Here is a 17,790-nt window from a genome sequence, read left to right as displayed (position 1 = left end):
GAACAACAACGGAACCGCCATGACGCTAGCCCGAGCCATCGGCAAATCGGCTGCATGGATCGTCGGTATCGTCGCGGTGCTCATCGCGGCGGCCGGCGTCTTTCTCTTTATCTTCGACTGGAACCGCGCGAAGCCGTGGGTCAACGAGCAGGTCACGGCCGCGCTCGGCCGCCCGTTCGCGATCAACGGCGACCTGAAGGTCGGTTGGCGCCGCCCCGACGGCGAAACCGGCTGGCGCGCCTGGGTGCCCTGGCCGAGCTTCACGGCCACGCAGCTCGAGATCGGCAACCCCGACTGGGCGAAGATGCCCAAGTTCGTCACGCTCGACGCCGCGCACTTCGATCTCGCGATCCTGCCGCTGCTCGCGCATGAAATCGTGATCCCGTCGATCGACGTCGTGAATCCGGCCGTCGACCTCGAGCGGCTCGCCGACGGCCGCAACACGTGGACCTTCCAGTTCAAGCAATCGTCGCAGCCGTCGCCGTGGAAGGTGCGGCTCGACAGCTTCGGCTTCGCGAAGGGCACCGTCACGTACCGCGACGCGATCACGAAGGCCGACCTGACCATCGCGATCGATACGCTCGGGCAGCCGATTCCGCTCGGCGACGTGCTGAAGGAGCAGGAGCAGACATCGCGCGCGGCATCGGCGCAGCGGGTCGGCAAGCATGGCGCCGCGCAACTGAGCGCGAAGGCCAACGCGGAGGCCGCGTCGAGTGCTTCCGCCGCGCAGGCTGCGAGTGCGGCGTCGGCCACCGGTGCTTCGGCCGGGGCTGCCGTGGTGTCGGCTTCGGCTGCTTCGTCCATCGCTTCGGCATCGGTTGCTGCTGCCGCGTCGGGTGCAAGCGGCGCAAGCAGCGTCGCAGCGCCCGCGAAGCCGTCCGGCCCGACCTATGCGTTCGGGCTGAAGGTCGACGGCCGCTACAAGAACGTGCCGATCAGCGGCACCGGCAAGCTCGGCGGCGTGCTCGCGATCCAGGACGCGTCGCGGCCGTTCCCGTTGCAGGCCGACGTGAAGGCCGGCGACACGCGGCTTGCGATCGTCGGCACGCTGACCGACCCGATGCATCTCGCGGCCATCGACCTGCGACTGTGGCTGCAGGGCACGTCGATGTCGCACCTTTACCAGCTGACCGGCATCACGCTGCCCGATACGCCGCCTTACGCGACCGAAGGGCGACTGATCGGCAACTTCAAGCGCAAGGCCAGCACGTTCCGTTACGAGCACTTCAACGGCCGCGTCGGCGGCAGCGATCTCGGCGGCACGCTGGTCTACGAGCAGCGCGAGCCGCGGCCGAAGCTGTCGGGCGAGCTCGTGTCGAACCTGCTGCAGTTCTCCGACCTCGCGCCGGTGATCGGCGCGGATACGGCCGCGAGCAAGGCCAAGCGCGGCGACACGACGAAGCAGCCGTCGGGCCGCGTGCTGCCGGTCGAGACGTTCCGCACCGACCGCTGGCGTGCGCTCGACGCCGACGTCAAGTTCACGGGGCGCAAGCTGATCAAGAGTTCGGACCTGCCGATCACCAACCTGTACACGCACATCGTGATGACGGACGGCGTGCTGTCGCTCGAGCCGCTGCAGTTCGGCGTCGCGGGCGGCACGCTCGCCACGACCGCGCATCTCGACGGCAGCGGCGCGCCGCTGAAGGGGCGCTTCACGGTGGCGGCGCGGCACCTGAAGCTCAAGCAGTTGTTCCCGGCGCAGAAGGTCATGCAGTCGGCGCTCGGCGAGATCAACGGCGATGCGTCGCTGTCGGCGACCGGCAACTCGCCGGCCGCGCTGGCCGCGACGTCGACCGGCGAGGTGAAGGCGCTCGTGACCGACGGCCGCATCAGCCGCCTGCTGATGGAAGCGGCGGGGCTGAACGTCGCGAACGTCGTCTACGAGAAGCTGTTCGGCAACAACGACGTGAAGATCAATTGCGCGGCGATCGACTTCGTCGCGACCAACGGCATTCTCGACCCGAAGGTGTTCGCGCTCGATACGGACGACGCGCTGATCAACGTCGACGGCCCGATCAGCCTGCGCGACGAAACGCTGAACCTGAAGATCCACCCGCACACGAAGGGCTTCCGGATCTTCTCGCTGCGCTCGCCGCTGTATGCGAAGGGCACGTTCAAGAACCCGAACGTCGGCGTCGATGCGGGCGCGCTCGCGCTGCGCGCCGGCGCGATGGTCGGCCTCGGGCTGATCAACCCGTTCGCGGCCCTGATTCCGCTGATCGCGCCGAGCAACAACCGCGACGTGCCGTGTTCGGAGCTGTTCGGTCAGATGAACGCGAAGGCGGCCCAGCGGGCAGCGGCGAAGGCCGGCAAGTGACGCGCGTGCGCGTCAGCGGCCCGCGCGCACCCAGAGCAGCACGGCATCGACTTCCCGGCCGTCGATCCGTACCGGGGCGGCCGTGCCGAGCTGCAGGCGATCGCCGTCGAGCCTGACGGCGCGCTGCTGGACGTTGCCGATCCAGTTCGGGAACAGGCTGACGTCCATTTCGTGGGTCAGCGTGCCGTCGTCGGCGACCTGAAAGGGGCCGGAATACGCGATGTAGCCGCCGGCGGCCGCCGCGCGCTCGTCGGCGGTGCCGCCCTGCAGGTCGCCGTCCGCGTAGGGCGGCCGGCCGGCGGCCATCAGCTGGGCGGACATGTAGCCGTCCGGCGTGTACAGGATCCAGCCGCGCGCGTCGCGGCCGAGCGGATAGGTGACCGCGCTGCCGTCGCGCGGCCGGACTTCGTAGGATACGAGGCGCCATGCGCCGACGAGTTGTTCGCGAAGCTGGCTGGCAAGCATGCGGGATTCCGGTAAGGCGGCGGTGGGGCGCGTGCCGTCGTGTTGGCGGGCCGTCGGGCGCCAGGCCGGGGAGGCCGGAAATGCGCTGCCGGAACGGCGTGGTCGGCAGTTTCTCCGACACCTGCTAAAATACACGGTTTTCCGTCGATTTATCCTTTAACGGGACCTGCCGTGCTTTCTACTGCCAACATCACGATGCAATTCGGGCCGAAGCCCTTGTTCGAGAATATCTCGGTCAAATTCGGCGAGGGCAACCGCTATGGTCTGATCGGCGCGAACGGCTGTGGCAAGTCGACGTTCATGAAGATCCTCGGCGGCGACCTCGAGCCGAGCGCCGGCAACGTCGCGCTGGAGCCGAACGTGCGTCTCGGCAAGCTGCGCCAGGACCAGTTCGCGTACGAAGACGTGCGCGTGCTCGACGTCGTGATGATGGGCCACACCGAAATGTGGGCCGCCATGACCGAGCGTGACGCGATCTACGCGAACCCGGAAGCCACCGACGACGACTACATGCACGCCGCCGAGCTCGAAGGCAAGTTCGCCGAATACGGCGGCTACGACGCCGAGGCGCGCGCGGGCGCGCTGCTGCTCGGCATCGGCATCGAGGAGAAATTCCACAACGGCACGATGAGCGACGTCGCGCCGGGCTGGAAGCTGCGCGTGCTGCTCGCGCAGGCGCTGTTCTCGAAGCCGGACGTGCTGCTGCTCGACGAACCGACCAACAACCTCGACATCAACTCGATTCGTTGGCTCGAGCAAACGCTCAACGAGTACAACTCGACGATGATCATCATCTCGCACGATCGTCACTTCCTGAACTCGGTGTGCACGCACATGGCCGACATGGACTTCGGCACGCTGAAGGTCTGGCCGGGCAACTACGACGACTACATGCTCGCGTCGGCACAGGCGCGCGAGCGCCAGGCCGCGGCGAACACGCGTGCGAAGGAGCGTGTCGCGGAACTGCAGGACTTCGTGCGCCGCTTCTCGGCGAACAAGTCGAAGGCCCGTCAGGCGACCAGCCGTGCGAAGCAGATCGACAAGATCAAGATCGAGGAATTCAAGCCGTCGTCGCGCCAGAACCCGTTCATCCGTTTCGAGTTCGAGAAGAAGCTGCACAACGTCGCGGTGGTCGCTGAAGAGATCACGAAGAAGTACGAGCGCACGATCTTCCAGAACTTCAACCTGTCGGTGCAGCCGGGCGAGCGGATCGCGATCATCGGCGAGAACGGCGCGGGCAAGACGACGCTGCTGCGTTCGCTGCTCGGCGCGCTCGAGCTCGAGCACGGCACGGTGAAGTGGTCCGAGAACGCGAACGTCGGCTACATGCCGCAGGACACGTACGAGGAGTTCCCGAACGACATCACGCTGATGGACTGGATCGACCAGTACCGCAAGGACGGCGACGACGAAACGATGGTGCGCGGCACGCTGGGCCGCCTGCTGTTCACGTCGGACGACATCAAGAAGTCGGTGAAGGTGCTGTCGGGCGGCGAGAAGGGCCGCATGATCTGGGGCAAGCTGATGCTCGGCCGCCACAACGTGCTGCTGATGGACGAGCCGACCAACCACATGGACATGGAGTCGATCGAGTCGCTGCAGATCGCGCTCGAGCAGTTCGAAGGCACGCTGATTTTCGTGTCGCACGACCGCGAGTTCGTGAGCGGGCTGGCGAACCGGATCATCGAAGTGCGTACGGACGGCACGCTGTTCGACTTCGGCGGCAATTACGAGGAGTTCCTGACGAGTCAGGGGCAGGAGTAAGTGTCCTGACGCTTCCGTTCATGTGTTGCGGTCTGGCCGTGGTACGAAGCTGGAGCGCATAGCAACGCGAAGCCGCGAGAAGCGCATCGGGCCCGCATCGACAGTATTGTCGATGCGGGCTTTTTCATTTCCGTGCCGGTGAAGCGCGGGGGCGCACATTCCCGTTTCCTCCTCGCAATCGACTTCGGGTAAATTACGCTCCGGATACCACCCTCAATTCCGACCCGGAGCCGCCCTCGATGCAGGACCATCCTCTCCCGCTCGATTTATCCGGCCTTGCGCCAAGCCTCTATGCACAGGGCACCGAGGAAGGCATCTTGTCGCGCCTGATGGAGCGGATCGCGCCGACCAACCGCTTCTGCGTCGATATCGGCGCGAGCGACGGGCTGCGCAACAGCAACACCGCGCGGCTGCTGCGCGAACGGGATTGGTCCGGCGTGCTGGTGGAAGGGAGTGCGTACCGCTTCGGCAAGCTGGCCGCCCACTACGCGGGTGTGGACCGCGTTCGCTTGCGCCACGACCGCGTACAGCCCGACACGATCGATACGTTGCTCGCCGATGCGAACACGCCAACCGACTTCGACCTGCTGTCGATCGACATCGACGGCAACGACTACTGGGTCTGGCGCGGCCTGCAAGCGTTCCAGCCGCGTATCGTCGTGATCGAATACAACCCGTACTACACGCCGCCCGAGCGCTGGGTCATGTGCTTCAACCCGGACCACGAATGGGACGGCTCGACGTATTACGGCGCGAGTCTCGAATCGCTCGTCCATCTCGGCAGGCAGAAGGGCTATGAACTCGTCTGCTGCGACGACATGGGCAACAACGCGTTCTTCGTGCGGCAGAACCTGTATCCGCTGCTCGGCATCGCGAACAACGACCCTTCGGTGCTGTTCCGCCCGGCGATGTACAAGGTGCGCTACGTCGGTCACAACACGTTCCTGAGCGGTCATCCGTATCGATACGGGCCGGCCGAGCACATCTGAATGGACTCGCTCGCCGCGACCTTCGACGAGATCCGCGAGGCCTACGCGTTGGGCCGCATGGGGCCGCCGCGCCAGGTCGGCGAACGCGTATGGCACCTGCCGACCGATGACGGCGGCGTCGCGGTCAAGCTCTACGCGCTCGAACATCATGCGCGTGCGGCCAAGGAGGCCGCCGTGCTCGCGCACTTCGAGACGCATCGCGATGCGCGTTTCCATGTGCAGGCGCTGAAACGCACGACGTCCGGCGAGCCGCTGTGGACGGGACAAGGCTCGCACGCGATGCTGACGCACTGGGAAGCCGGGCAGTTCAGAACCTACGACACGTTTTCGCCGGCCGAATGGGATGCGCTCGGCGCGAGCCTGGCCGCGTTGCATCTGAGTCTCGAGCAGCTTCATTTGCCGCAACTCGACACGATCCGCGCACGCCTGACCGCGATCGATGCGGACGCGGTGCGCCGCAGCCTGCACGACGCACTCGATCGCGCACGCTCGAACCACGCCGCCGACAACCTGCGCCGCTACGTCGATCTCGCGCTGCGCATGCTCGACCGCTACTATCCGGGCAGCATCGACGCGTTTCCCGCCGACGATCCGCAGCACCCGATCCACAACGACTACAACCAGTTCAACTATCTGTTCACGGGCACGCTGCCGCCGCTCATCCTCGACTGGGAAGCGTCGATCGGCGCGCCGCGCGAATACGAGCTGGTGCGTTGCCTGAATCATCTGCCGCTGGAGGCGCCGCATCGGGCGGAAGCGTTCGTGCTGGCTTATCGGCGGACGCGGCCGGTCGATCCCGCGCGCATTGCGTGGGCGGTCGATGCCGCGTGCTTGCAGCACGCGCTCAAGCTCTGGATCGTGCAAGGCTGGCTCGACGATCCGTCGCGCTTTGCATCGCATCTGAACGGCGCGGTGACGATGGCCGCCGCGATGGTGGATGCGCGCGACCGTCTGGTCGATTTCTTTTCCCGTTGTGTGGAAACAGGACGCTGAAGTGAATGCGAATTTGAACCGGATGTCGAAGCCGACGCCGCCCACCGAGCGGCAGCATGTGTTTCCGCCGCCGCTGGATCGCGATTACCGCGTCGAAGACGGGCGCGTGCTGACGCGCTCGCTGGAAGCGCACATCGTCGATCACTGCAACCTGACCTGCGCCGAATGCTGCTCGCTGTCGCCGCTGCTGCCCGAGTGGTATGCGAGCCCCGAATCGATCGAAGCCGATCTGCGCCGCGCGGCGAAGGTGCTGCGCCCGCGCATGTTCAAGCTGGTCGGCGGCGAGCCGCTGCTGCATCCGGCACTCGTCGAACTCGTCCAGCGCGTGCGCGCCACGGGCATCGCGCCCGTGATCTCCGTCACGACGAACGGCCTGAAGCTCGGCGAGATGAGCGACGCGTTCTGGCAGGCGGTGGACGCACTGACGATCTCGCGCTATCCGAAGCCGTCGCTGTCGCCCGACCTGGTCGCGCACATCGAGCGCCAGGCCGCGCGCTTCGACGTGCGCCTGAACTGGAAGGTGCAGAACGTGTTCACGACGATGAACCGCGCGCAGCCCAGCACCGATCGTGACGCAGCGCAGCGCCTTTATCACGATTGCTGGATCCGCGAGCGCTGCCATATGATTCGCGACGGCATGTTCTACACGTGCACGCGTCCCGCGCATTTCCATACGCTCTACCAGGGCGAGAAGGATTTTCAGTCCGATGGCCTGCCGCTGCGCGATGACGCTGGCATGCTCGACGCGATGCTCGCCTATCTGCAACGCGAGACGCCGCTCGAAGCGTGCCTGCATTGCCAGGGCGGCAGCGCGCCGGTGGCGCCGCATCGCATCCTCAAACGTATTGAAGTGGACGCCTTGAAGGCGCGTTATCCATGATCGTCGGCACGCGCGACCGGTTCGGCTTCGACCGGCTTCACTACCATCCGCGCAGCGGTGCGGCGGCGTCCGGCATCCGGGCCGTCCTGCACGCGTCGGGGCAACCGGCCGGCGAGCCGGACGCGGCGGCCATCGCCGGTTACCTGAGCGGCGAGCGGCTGGTAGGCCGCACCGTGTTGCGCGACGTGCGCGCGGTGCCGCCCGGCCATGCGCTGATCCGTTCGCCGCAAGGGCTGACCGTGCAGCCGGCACCCGGGCAGCCGCATCACGCCGATCTGGAAACCGTGCTGCGCGCATCGCTGCAGCGCGCGCTCGACAGCGGCAAGCGCGTTGCGCTGGCGCTGAGCGGCGGGCTCGATTCGGCGCTGCTGCTCGCGTTGCTGCGCGAACTCGGCGCACAGCGGCACGTGACGTCCTACGTCCTCGTGACCGACATGCCCGACTATTGCGAGCGCGATGCCGCACTTGAACTGGCCGCGCAGATGCAGGCGAACGTGAAGATCGTGCGCGCGAACGAGGCCGATTTCGTCGCGGCGCTGCCGAGAACGACGCATGCGGTCGAGGAGCCGATGTTCAACCTGCATCCGGTCGCGAAGCTGCTGCTCGCCGAGGCGATGGCCGGGGATGGCGTCGAGGTGGCCATCACCGGCGACGGCGCGGATCAGGTGCTGCGACGCGACCATTCGGCCAACTATCTGCCGCTATGCCATGCATTGTTCGATGCGGCGTCGGTCGATCTGCATCCGCCGTTCGTCGACGCTGCCGTCGTCGCGCATCTGACGAGCATCGCGCCCGACCCGGACAAGCAATGCCTGCGCGACCTGGGTGCGCGCCTGAACCTGCCGGACCGTCTCGTGCACGGCCCGAAGCGCGGGCGGCTCGCCCCGGCAATGGATCTCGCGGCGCTGCTCGATCGCGACCGCACACACGCACTGGCCGACACGCTCGGCCTGGCCGCACCCACGCTGCAGGCGGATACCGAACGCGTGCTGTGGACGACGCTGTCGCTGATCCTCGATCATTTCGACCACCTCGATGCCGCGCATCGCCCAACCTGAATCGTTCATGAAACGCATCCTGTTCTGCGTGGTGCCCGAAAAGGGGCACGTCAATCCGTGTATCGGCCCGGCCCAGCATCTGCGTACCGCCGGGTGCGACGTCGCGTTCTATGCGCCGGCCGATCTCAGCGCACAGCTCGACGGTGCCGGCGGCTTCGAATTCGTCGGGCCGCGCGAGACGCCCGAGCGCCACGACCTGTCGCGCGGCGCGAGCTTCGCCGCGAACATCCGCGACGCGGACTGGCTGCGGCACTGGATCCGCACGCTGCTGATCGATCTCGCGCCCGCACAGGTGGACGGTATCCGCACGGTGCTGCGCGACTGGCGGCCCGATGTGGTCGTGATCGATCCGCTGCTCTATGCGGCGGCGATCGCAGCGGAGGTGGAAGGGCTGCCGTGGGTCTCGATGTCGAATTCGCTGAATCCGGTGCTGCCGGACGATCTCGATTCGGAACTGTTGCGCACGGTGCGCTGGCTCACGCCGGAACGCACGCGGCTGTTCGCGCGCTACGGGCTCGATGCGCGCTTTCGCGGTTGCGACATCCTTTCGCCGCACCTGACGCTCGCGTTCACGACCGACGCGCTGGTCGGTGCGCCGCCGCCGGGTGTCGAGCTGGTCGGCCCGGCAATGCCGTCCGGCCCGCGCGGCGACGAGACGCCGTTTCCGTGGGATCGCGTCGATGCGGATCGTCCGTTGGTCTACATGTCGCTCGGCAGCCAGCTTTACTACCATCCCGACGTGTTTGCGAAGGTCATCGAGGCGACGCGCGCGACGTCGGCGCAACTGGTGCTGTCGGTGGGCGAACTGGTCGATTCGGATCTGCTGCCGGCCGACGACGAGCGTGTGATCGCGGTGCGTTACGTGCCGCAACTGGCGCTGTTGCAGCGCACGCACGCGTTCGTCAGTCACGGCGGCGCGAATTCGGTGATGGAGTCGCTTGCGTGCGGCGTGCCGATGCTGCTGTCGCCGTTCTGCAATGACCAGTTCCATTCGGCGCACTTCGTCGAGCAGGCCGGCGCGGGGTGCGTGCTGGATCTGCAGCAGGCCGGCGTGGCGGACATCGCAGCTGCGCTCGAGCGCCTGTTGCGGCCCGGGACGTTGCGCGAGCAGGCGGCGCGGATCCGCGCGAGCTACGCGTCGTGCGACGGTTCTGCCGAGGCGGCGCGCCTGATCAGCGCACTCGCTTCAGGAAGCCGCCGGGCGACAGCGTCATGAGGACGCGGTCCTCGATGTCGTAGTCGACCTCGAAGCGCTTGTCGCGAGCGAGGAATTCATGCGCGGCGGTGGCCGGGTTGTTGCCTTTGCCGTACGGCTTGCCGTCGAACATCGACGCGGGCAGGTACTCCATGATGGTGTCCATCACGATCGCGTAACTGCCGGGCGTCACGAGCGGCGCATAGCATTCGAGCTCGCGCAGCACGTGCGTGTGGGTGTGCGTGAGATCGAGGATCGCCATCACGCGTGCGCCGTCATCGATGTGCGCACGCACCGATGCGAGCGTGTCGGCCGCGCATGATTCGCCTTCGATCAGCGTCATCCGATGGGCGAGCCTGTGCGATTGGAGGCGCTGCCTGACCTCGTCGCGCAGGCGCGGTTCGATCGCGACGACGCGGCCGCTGAAGCCAGCGAGCTCCAGCATCGACGCGGAGAATACGACGCCGCCGCCCGCCGCGATCCCGGTCTGCACGATGCAGTCGGGACGCTCGCGCCAGATCAGCTCCTGGAGCGCGAGCATGTCGCCGGGCAGGTGGAAGAAGCGCTCGCCGAGCCAGCGCGTCTGGAACAGATGGTCGAATTCGGCAGCGCGCGTCAGCCATTCGATATTGATGTCCCGCATGCGGGCCGAGGGACGCTCTGACATGGTCAATGCAACGAGTAGGAGTGACGTGAAAACGCTGGAACCGTGGCTTCACCGGTACTGGAACATCGGGCCGGCGCACCTGCAGGCGCTGGCGTCGGGCCATACTAACAAAACGTATCTCGTCGAGTGCGATGCGGGGCGCGCGGTGCTGCGCGTGTCGTGGCCCGGCAAGGCGATCGAGCAGGTGCATCGCGAGGCGGCGATGCTCGGCCATCTCGGCCGCTCGCGTACGGCGCCGACGCTGCCTGTGCTGCCGAAGCTGCGGCCGACCGTGGACGCCCAGTCCGGTGTGCAACTGCCTGATGGAAGCTGGCTGCATCTGTTCGAGCATATCGACGGCCGCCCCGGCCTGCCGGACGATGCGGAGGCGGGCGCGATCGATGCGATGCGTGCACTCGCGCATCTGCATGCGGCGATGGCGGTGATGCCCGTGACCGAATCGGCGCCGCTGGCCTGGCTGTCGGCACGCCACGCACGTGTAGCGGCGCGTGCCGCGCCGTCGTTGCCGGGTGGCTTGAGCGGCCACTACGAGACGACGATGCGTCGGATCGGCGCGCATCTCGACGGTGCTGCCCGCTGGCTGACGGGGACGGTGCATTGGTTGCACGGCGACTATCACGCGGGCAATTTGCTGTACGTGGGGCACGCGGTGAACGGCGTGCTCGATTTCGACGATGTCGGGCAGGGCGCGCAGTGGCTCGAAGCGGCTTTTGCGCTGTTCGCGCTGTCGCGCGATGCGGGCAGGGACGACCGCTTCGTATTCGATGCACGGCGCTGGGACGCCGGCCTGCGAGCCTATGCGGCGACGCGGCGCGATGACGTGCCGGACTGGATGCACGACCGACGCGATGCGCTGATGGCCCTGTTCTGCGCGGACCAGACGCTGATTCATCTCGAAGCTGCACAGCGCGGGCTGTGGACGCCGGGGCCGGGCATCGGTTTTCTCGGCGGCTGGTGGCAGTTGCTGGAGGGTGCGGCGCCGGGACGTTAACCGGCTGCTTCGTCAGCGCGGCCGATTCAGGAACAGGCGCACCGCTTCGACCGTATGGGGCCGCGCCTCGCCGCGCCGCGATCCGTCGTGCATGCAGAACAGCACGTCATGTTGCCGTGCCGCGCTGGCGTCGACGTGCGCGCACATCGCGTCGAACAGCGCCTGCGGCGACGGCGCCGGCCGCTGCCAGTCGTCCAGTATCGCGGTCCAGCCCGTGTGTTCGCGCTGCAGCCGCGCCAGCACGCCGGCGCGACTGTCCTCCGGCATCAGGCCGTAAGGCAGGCGCAATGGAATCGTGGCTGGCGCCGGAACGCCGGCTCGACGATAGGCTTCACGGATCAGCGCGTCGGTTGCGTCGATTTCGTCGATTAGCGCGTCGTCTGTCAGCGCGCCCGGCCTCGCGTGCGAATGCGTGTGATTGCCGAGAAGGTGGCCTTCGCTCGCCATTCTTGCCGCGACGTCGAGTGCACCTGCGAGATTCTGGCCGAGCAGGAAGAAGGTCGCCTGGCAGGACGCGGCATGTAGAACATCGAGCAAGAAGGGTGTCGAGGGACCGGGCCCGTCGTCGAAACTGAGGCGAATGGACATTGCGGGTGGGGGCGCCGTTCAAGTTATACCGGAGCAACGATAGCGCAAGTCGCGGCGAGTGGCGGCCGGCGCGCTCATCGGCCAGCTACTGGAGCGGCTCGATCGCCAGCGGACAGGTGCCGATCCGACGCAACTGCGTGCCGGTCCACTCGTAGAAGAACCGGGCGGCCTTCGCGCTGTTGTCGTCGCATTCGTCGTTGAAGCAACCCGCGACGATCATCAGCCTGCTGTCGGGACGGAAATCGACGCGCTCCTCGTCGTTGCCCATCACGCCTGCGATGGCCTGCACGCCGGGCATCGTGTACGTCGCGCCCGTGTACTTGTCGACGATCGCGAAATTCCGGCAATCCGTTCCGCAACCCCAGATCGCGACCCGGTAGTGGCCGGCAAAATTGGCCGGTTGCGTGAATTCGTCGCGAATGACGGTGCGGTAGAGGCGGGTTTCTCTCGTGGTCAGGCGGGGTGCCGCAGCCGGCTTGCGTGGCGCGCTCGCCGCGAGTGCCGGATAGCGGTCGAACGAAGGCGACGGGCATGCGGCGGCGGCCGTCGCCGTCGCCGCGCGGGCGGTGCCGGAACCGCAAAGCAGCGCGGCCGACGCGCCGGCGATCAGCAGAAGTCGATGGGCAAGCATCACGCGAGCATCCTTCAGGTTCGGGATGGGGATCGGGCCGGAGGGTCCGAACGGCCGGCCCGACGATTCTATGACGCTTCACGTGCGCCGGCGACCCGGCACAGCGATCGCGAGCCTGCGTCAAACCGACGTTCCGCACACGGTGCGCCGTCAAGCTTTGTCAAATTGCGGCGATATCACGATGCCTGACGTTTCAGGCCGCCTTCGAAGGCTGTCATGCACGGTTCGATTGAGTATCCTTGGATTCGATTCGCGGTACTCATGCCATCACAACCGGGAGGCTTCACATGAATGCACGTCTATACCGCGCGACCGTTGCCGGCGCGCTGATCGGATTGCTCGCACCGTTTTCGGTGGCGCATGCGCAGCTGGGCGATGTCCTGAAGCAGGTCGGCGGCGGTGGCGACTCAGGCGGCAGCGCGGGCGGTGCGCTCGGCAATCTCGGCGGCCTCGGCGGTGCATTGACGGGCGGGGGCGGTGCGTCGCTGACGCCGGGCAGCACCGGGAACGTCGCTGGCCTGTTGCAGTTCTGCATCCAGAACAACTATCTCGGCGGGGCGTCCGGCGGTGCGTCGTCGGTGAAGGACGCGCTGATCGGCAAGCTCGGCGGCAACGCATCGTCCGACAGCGGCTATACCAGCGGCGCGAGCGGGGTCCTCGATGCCGGCAACGGCAGCAAGCTCGACCTGAGCGGCGGCGGCCTGAAGCAGCAGGTGACCAAGCAGATCTGCGACAAGGTGCTGACGCAGGCGAAGTCACTGCTGTAAGCGATTCGTCGCGGGGCGGTGCAGAGGGCGGTGCCATGCGTACCGCTTCCGCAGGCCATTCCGGCCGCCCCGCGCACGTCATCGAGGAGAAGGCGGGCGGCCGCGCGATGCCGACGCCCGCACGCACGGACTCAATCGGCCAGCCGCTTGTCGGCGAGCGCCTTGCAGCAGTCTTCGTAGACCCATTGCACGAGTTTCGCCCGATAGTCGAGATCGTCGGTATCGACGATTTCCTCGACCGCGTCGCGCGCCCATGACGCATCGACGAACCCGGCATGCCGCTTCGCGATGTCCTGCGCAAGCGCCGCGAGCTTGGCAACGGCCAGCCAGTCGGCCTGACGATGATGGCGGTCGAGCCAGCGGTGAGCGGCCTGGACCTGGAACGTGGCGTCCGGCCACGATTCGTTGAGGTAAAACGCGCCGAGATTGCCGCAGGTGAGCCAGCAAAGCAGTTCCAGGCGGTCTTGCGAGCCGAGGATATGGGGTGCGTCGGACATGGCAGCGCTCACGAAATACGTCGATTCCGGGCGGCGCCGGTTGCATTGGGCCGGTGCCGATAATAAAAACATAGCACGATGCGGGCCCGACCGCGCACCCGGGCGGATGCTGACATGGCGGTGGTGAAACGGACGCCGCGCCGGCGAGGATCGCCGACGGCGATGTGAGCGGGCAGCGGGAACGGAAAGTGCGCAAGCGCGTGAGGCGCGGCGCGGGATGAGGCGGCCGGGGAACGGCCGCCGGCGCCATGAAGCGGGCCCGTTGCCGGGCCCGCCGCAGCCCGGCGCGCGGGCCCGGCTGCCGATGAGCGAACTCAGGTCGTCGTGTGCGTGGCGCGCGCGATCGAGCGGATGCTGCGCTCGACGCGGATCAGGATGATCAGCACCGCGAGCGACACGAACGAATACAGCGCGACGAGCGCGGCGACGCCCGCGAAGCGCGCGGTCTGTCCGTTCTCGGCAGCGGTTTCTTCCGCGGCCTTCTTTTCGTCGTCGATCGCGGTGCGGCGTGCGTCGTAGCGCTGCGAGAAGTCGCGCATGACCGCCGACACGACGTCGGTGTACGCCTGCTCGCGCGCATATTCGTCGCCGTGCCCGGTGACCTTCTTCTTGACGCTGGCCGCGACGTCCGTGCGCGACAGCACCTTGTCGAGATACGCGATCTGCTGCTCGTAGTACGCGACGTCCGGATGGTCGTCGTCGCCGAGCACGCGCTGGAACGACGGCTCGTACGCGTCGCGATCGACCGCGTAGTCCGGCGACAGGGCCGCCCGGCCGTGCTTCTGCACGATGCCGGACAGTTGCGTCGACAGGCGCAGCGCGGGCGACGCATCGTCGTCCTTGGCTGCGGCGCCGGCGGCGGCCGGCGCGGCCTTGGCGGGCGCATCGTTCTCCCACGCGAACGATGCAGGATCGACCTGGATGGCCGAATCGACCTTCGGCGGTTTCGACAGGCGCGCATCGAGTGCGACCACGCCGAATATGACCCCGCCGATCAGGACTGCGGTCGCGAACAACAGCACGATCACGCGCAATACCTGAAGATAGCCGCCCTCGATTTTGGTCAGGATGCTCAAGGCATTCTCCTTTCTTATGATGAATGAGGCGCCGAGGCTAAAGACCTTTCGAATGGCTGTCAATCGTCACGCCGCGTCACACCGGCGGACCGGAACGCTCGCTAGAATGGCGGCTTTCCTGGAGGCGGAAAGCGATGAAAATCTACGACCAGTTCTATATCGACGGCGCATGGCGCAAACCGGCCGGCACCGGCACGATCGACGTGATCGACTCGGGCACCGAGGCGGTGATCGGCCGGATCCCGGAAGGCGTCGCGTCCGACGCGCAGGACGCGATCCGCGCGGCACGCGCAGCCTTCGACGCGTGGGCGGCCACGCCGCCCGCGACACGCGCGGGCTACCTGCGCAAGATCGTCGAGCATCTGCAGGCGCGCAGCGAGGAACTCGCGCAGTCGATCACCGGCGAAGTCGGGATGCCGATCAAGCTGTCGCGCGCGATCCAGGTCGGCGGCCCGATCTACAACTGGAAGGCGTATGCGAAGCTCGCCGAGTCGTTCGAATTCGAGGCACAGGTCGGCAACTCGCTCGTCGTGCGCGAGCCGGTCGGCGTCGTCGCGGCGATCACGCCGTGGAACTATCCGCTCAACCAGATCACGCTGAAAGTTGCGCCGGCGCTCGCGGCCGGCTGCACGGTCGTCCTGAAGCCGTCCGAAGTCGCGCCGCTGAACGCGTTCATGCTCGCCGAAGCGATTCACGCAGCCGGGCTGCCGGCCGGCGTGTTCAACCTCGTGTGCGGCTATGGCCCGGTGGTCGGTGAAGTGCTGGCCACCGATCCGGACGTCGACATGGTGTCGTTCACGGGCTCGACGCGCGCCGGCAAGCGCGTGGCCGAGCTGGCGGCCGCGGGCGTCAAGCGCGTTGCACTCGAGCTGGGCGGCAAGTCGGCGTCGGTGATCCTCGACGATGCCGATTTCGCGACGGCGGTGAAGGGCACGGTCAACGCGTGCTACCTGAACGCGGGGCAGACCTGCTCCGCGCACACGCGCATGCTGGTGCCGGAAGCGCGCTACGACGAGGCACGTGAGCTCGCGAAGGCGGCGGCCGAAACCTACGTCGCCGGCGATCCGCGGCAGGATGCGACGCGCCTGGGCGCGCTGGCATCGGCCGTGCAGCAGCAGCGCGTGCAGGACTACATCCAGCGCGGGATCGACGAAGGCGCCGAACTCGTGACGGGCGGCATGGGCCTGCCGGAAGGGCTCACGAAGGGCTTCTTCGTGAAGCCGACCGTGTTCGGCCGCGTCGATCCGAAATCGACGATCGCGCAGGAAGAAATCTTCGGGCCGGTGCTGTCGATCATCACGTATCGCGATGAAGACGAGGCCGTGCGGATCGCGAACGATTCGCCGTACGGGCTCGGCGGCGCGGTATGGGCCGGCAGCGACGAACGCGCGATGGGCATCGCGCGCCGCATCCGCACCGGGCAGGTCGACATCAACGGCGGCGCTTGGAACATGGCCGCGCCGTTCGGCGGCTACAAGCAGTCGGGGCACGGCCGCGAGAACGGCGTGTACGGGCTCGAAGAATATCTCGAGTACAAGTCGATGCAGCTCAAGCCCGCGAAGCCGGCCTGAGCGTTTCTCGCGGCATGACATGAAAACGGCACGCTCGCGTGCCGTTTTTTATTGACGGCCGTCAAGGTGCGCGTCGGTGGATCGTCGATCATCGCGGTTCCGATGTTCCGACGAGGTTTCAGATGACCGTACGCACTTCCTTTCCGCCGCTGACGATTCGCGGCCGCACCTTGTTGCCCGTCGTGCAGGGCGGCATGGGTGTCGGCATCTCCGCGCACCGGCTGGCGGGCAGCGTCGCGCGAGAAGGCGCGGTCGGCACGATCGCGAGCATCGACCTGCGCCACCATCATGCGGACCTGCTCGCGCGTTGCCGCGCGCAACCCGATCGCGCGACGCTCGAGGCCGCGAACCTCGAGGCGCTCGCACGCGAGATCCGCCTCGCGAAGACCTACAGCGAAGGGCGCGGGATGATCGCGGTCAACGTGATGAAGGCCGTGAGCGCGCATGCCGACTACGTGCGGGCGGCGTGCGACGAGGGGGCGGACGCGATCGTGATGGGCGCGGGCCTGCCGCTCGACCTGCCCGACCTCACGCAGGGACACGACATCGCGCTGATTCCGATCCTGTCGGACAGCCGCGGGATCGCGCTCGTGCTGAAGAAGTGGATGAAGAAGGGGCGCCTGCCCGACGCGATCGTGATCGAGCATCCGGCGCATGCCGGCGGCCATCTCGGCGTCACGCAGATCGACGACATGCACGACCCTCGCTTCGATTTCGCGCGCGTGCTCGACGAGACCGCCCAGGTGATGGCGACGCTCGGCCTCGCGCGCGAAACGATCCCGCTGATCGTTGCGGGCGGGATCAACAGTCACGACGCGGTGCGTGCGGCGTTCGACGCCGGCGCGAACGGCGTGCAGGTGGGGACGCCGTTCGCGGTGACGGAAGAGGGCGATGCGCATCCGCACTTCAAGCGCGTGCTGGCCGACGCGACGCCCGAGGACATCGTCGACTTCGTCAGCGTGACGGGGTTGCCCGCGCGCGCGGTGAAGACGCCGTGGCTCGATCGTTACCTGCGCAACGAGACGCGCATCCGCACCAAGCTCGGCGCGCTGAAACAGCGCTGCCCGACCGCGCTCGAATGCCTGAGCGTATGCGGCTTGCGCGACGGCATCGAGAAGTTCGGCCATTTCTGCATCGACACGCGGCTCGCGGCCGCGCTGCGCGGCGACGTCGCGAACGGGCTGTTCTTCCGCGGCCGCGAAGCGTTGCCGTTCGGCCGTGCGATCCGCAGCGTGCGCGATCTGCTCGACCTGTTGCTGACGGGCGCTGCGACGGAGCCTGCGGCAAACCGCCCCACGTTTACGCTGGCTTGACGAATATCAAGATGAAGAAAAGACCCTA

At 67.2% G+C, this 17,790-nt stretch carries 17 protein-coding genes; 11 read left to right on the top strand and 6 right to left on the bottom strand.

Going from position 1 to position 17,790, the window contains the following annotated elements; genetic code table 11:
• Nucleotides 1-19 precede the first annotated feature (19 nt).
• Nucleotides 20-2,317, top strand: coding sequence for an AsmA family protein (locus LGM56_RS31090; RefSeq protein ID WP_226207681.1), 2,298 nt, complete (start codon nt 20-22; stop codon nt 2,315-2,317).
• Between the two features lie 12 nt (nt 2,318-2,329).
• Here the strand turns inward: LGM56_RS31090 and LGM56_RS31085 are convergent, their stop codons facing one another.
• Nucleotides 2,330-2,782, bottom strand: a complete 453-nt coding sequence (locus LGM56_RS31085; protein ID WP_089494962.1) for a lipocalin-like domain-containing protein — start codon at nt 2,780-2,782, stop codon at nt 2,330-2,332.
• 171 nt (nt 2,783-2,953) lie between these two features.
• On the opposite strand from LGM56_RS31085, the gene LGM56_RS31080 reads away from it, so the two are divergent.
• The 6 genes from LGM56_RS31080 (at nt 2,954) to LGM56_RS31055 (ending at nt 9,682) form a co-directional block, all read left to right on the top strand.
• Nucleotides 2,954-4,546 carry an ABC-F family ATPase gene (locus LGM56_RS31080; RefSeq protein ID WP_069248073.1) on the top strand — a complete coding sequence of 531 codons (1,593 nt, stop codon included), beginning with the start codon at nt 2,954-2,956 and terminating at the stop codon, nt 4,544-4,546.
• A gap of 239 nt (nt 4,547-4,785) precedes the next feature.
• Nucleotides 4,786-5,535, top strand: coding sequence for an FkbM family methyltransferase (locus LGM56_RS31075; protein WP_226207680.1), 750 nt, complete (start codon nt 4,786-4,788; stop codon nt 5,533-5,535).
• Nucleotides 5,536-6,528: a phosphotransferase enzyme family protein gene (locus LGM56_RS31070; RefSeq protein WP_226207679.1), complete on the top strand. Its 993-nt coding sequence runs from the start codon at nt 5,536-5,538 to the stop codon at nt 6,526-6,528. It begins immediately after the preceding gene.
• Between the two features lie 22 nt (nt 6,529-6,550).
• Nucleotides 6,551-7,408 carry a 4Fe-4S cluster-binding domain-containing protein gene (locus tag LGM56_RS31065; RefSeq protein WP_319000784.1) on the top strand — a complete coding sequence of 286 codons (858 nt, stop codon included), beginning with the start codon at nt 6,551-6,553 and terminating at the stop codon, nt 7,406-7,408.
• On the top strand, nt 7,405-8,466 hold the full coding sequence (locus tag LGM56_RS31060; RefSeq protein ID WP_226207677.1) for an asparagine synthase-related protein: 1,062 nt from the start codon (nt 7,405-7,407) through the stop codon (nt 8,464-8,466). The genes LGM56_RS31065 and LGM56_RS31060 overlap by 4 nt, the downstream gene beginning before the upstream one ends.
• A gap of 7 nt (nt 8,467-8,473) precedes the next feature.
• Entirely contained in the window at nt 8,474-9,682 is a 1,209-nt protein-coding gene (locus LGM56_RS31055) for a glycosyltransferase (RefSeq protein WP_226207676.1), read from the top strand.
• On the opposite strand, the gene LGM56_RS31050 is transcribed toward LGM56_RS31055, so the two are convergent.
• Nucleotides 9,639-10,328, bottom strand: coding sequence for a cephalosporin hydroxylase family protein (locus LGM56_RS31050; RefSeq protein WP_226207675.1), 690 nt, complete (start codon nt 10,326-10,328; stop codon nt 9,639-9,641). The two genes, LGM56_RS31055 and LGM56_RS31050, sit on opposite strands and share 44 nt — an antisense overlap.
• A gap of 25 nt (nt 10,329-10,353) precedes the next feature.
• On the opposite strand from LGM56_RS31050, the gene LGM56_RS31045 reads away from it, so the two are divergent.
• A complete protein-coding gene (locus LGM56_RS31045) occupies nt 10,354-11,319 on the top strand; it encodes a phosphotransferase (protein ID WP_226207674.1) in 966 nt (321 codons plus the stop codon).
• Nucleotides 11,320-11,331: 12 nt separating this feature from the next.
• Here LGM56_RS31045 and LGM56_RS31040 read toward each other — a convergent pair whose 3' ends face one another.
• Both LGM56_RS31040 and LGM56_RS31035 read right to left on the bottom strand, forming a co-directional pair.
• Nucleotides 11,332-11,907: a polysaccharide deacetylase family protein gene (locus LGM56_RS31040; protein WP_226207673.1), complete on the bottom strand. Its 576-nt coding sequence runs from the start codon at nt 11,905-11,907 to the stop codon at nt 11,332-11,334.
• A gap of 85 nt (nt 11,908-11,992) precedes the next feature.
• Entirely contained in the window at nt 11,993-12,541 is a 549-nt protein-coding gene (locus LGM56_RS31035; protein WP_226207672.1) for a hypothetical protein, read from the bottom strand.
• 284 nt (nt 12,542-12,825) lie between these two features.
• Between LGM56_RS31035 and LGM56_RS31030 the strand changes: the two genes are divergently transcribed.
• Complete coding sequence (locus LGM56_RS31030) at nt 12,826-13,305, top strand: DUF2501 domain-containing protein (protein WP_089440193.1); 480 nt, start codon at nt 12,826-12,828, stop codon at nt 13,303-13,305.
• 131 nt (nt 13,306-13,436) lie between these two features.
• Here LGM56_RS31030 and LGM56_RS31025 read toward each other — a convergent pair whose 3' ends face one another.
• Together LGM56_RS31025 and LGM56_RS31020 are read right to left on the bottom strand one after the other, a co-directional pair.
• Nucleotides 13,437-13,802, bottom strand: a complete 366-nt coding sequence (locus LGM56_RS31025; protein ID WP_069248063.1) for a hypothetical protein — start codon at nt 13,800-13,802, stop codon at nt 13,437-13,439.
• Nucleotides 13,803-14,116: 314 nt separating this feature from the next.
• On the bottom strand, nt 14,117-14,878 hold the full coding sequence (locus LGM56_RS31020) for a hypothetical protein (protein ID WP_226207671.1): 762 nt from the start codon (nt 14,876-14,878) through the stop codon (nt 14,117-14,119).
• A gap of 134 nt (nt 14,879-15,012) precedes the next feature.
• Between LGM56_RS31020 and LGM56_RS31015 the strand changes: the two genes are divergently transcribed.
• Nucleotides 15,013-16,449: an aldehyde dehydrogenase family protein gene (locus tag LGM56_RS31015; protein WP_226207670.1), complete on the top strand. Its 1,437-nt coding sequence runs from the start codon at nt 15,013-15,015 to the stop codon at nt 16,447-16,449.
• Nucleotides 16,450-16,571: 122 nt separating this feature from the next.
• Complete coding sequence (locus tag LGM56_RS31010; RefSeq protein ID WP_226207669.1) at nt 16,572-17,762, top strand: NAD(P)H-dependent flavin oxidoreductase; 1,191 nt, start codon at nt 16,572-16,574, stop codon at nt 17,760-17,762.
• Nucleotides 17,763-17,790: the final 28 nt, after the last annotated feature.

This window comes from Burkholderia sp. AU38729, from assembly GCF_020419725.1.
Taxonomy (GTDB): domain Bacteria; phylum Pseudomonadota; class Gammaproteobacteria; order Burkholderiales; family Burkholderiaceae; genus Burkholderia.
This window is presented reverse-complemented; position numbering and strand designations above follow the sequence as displayed.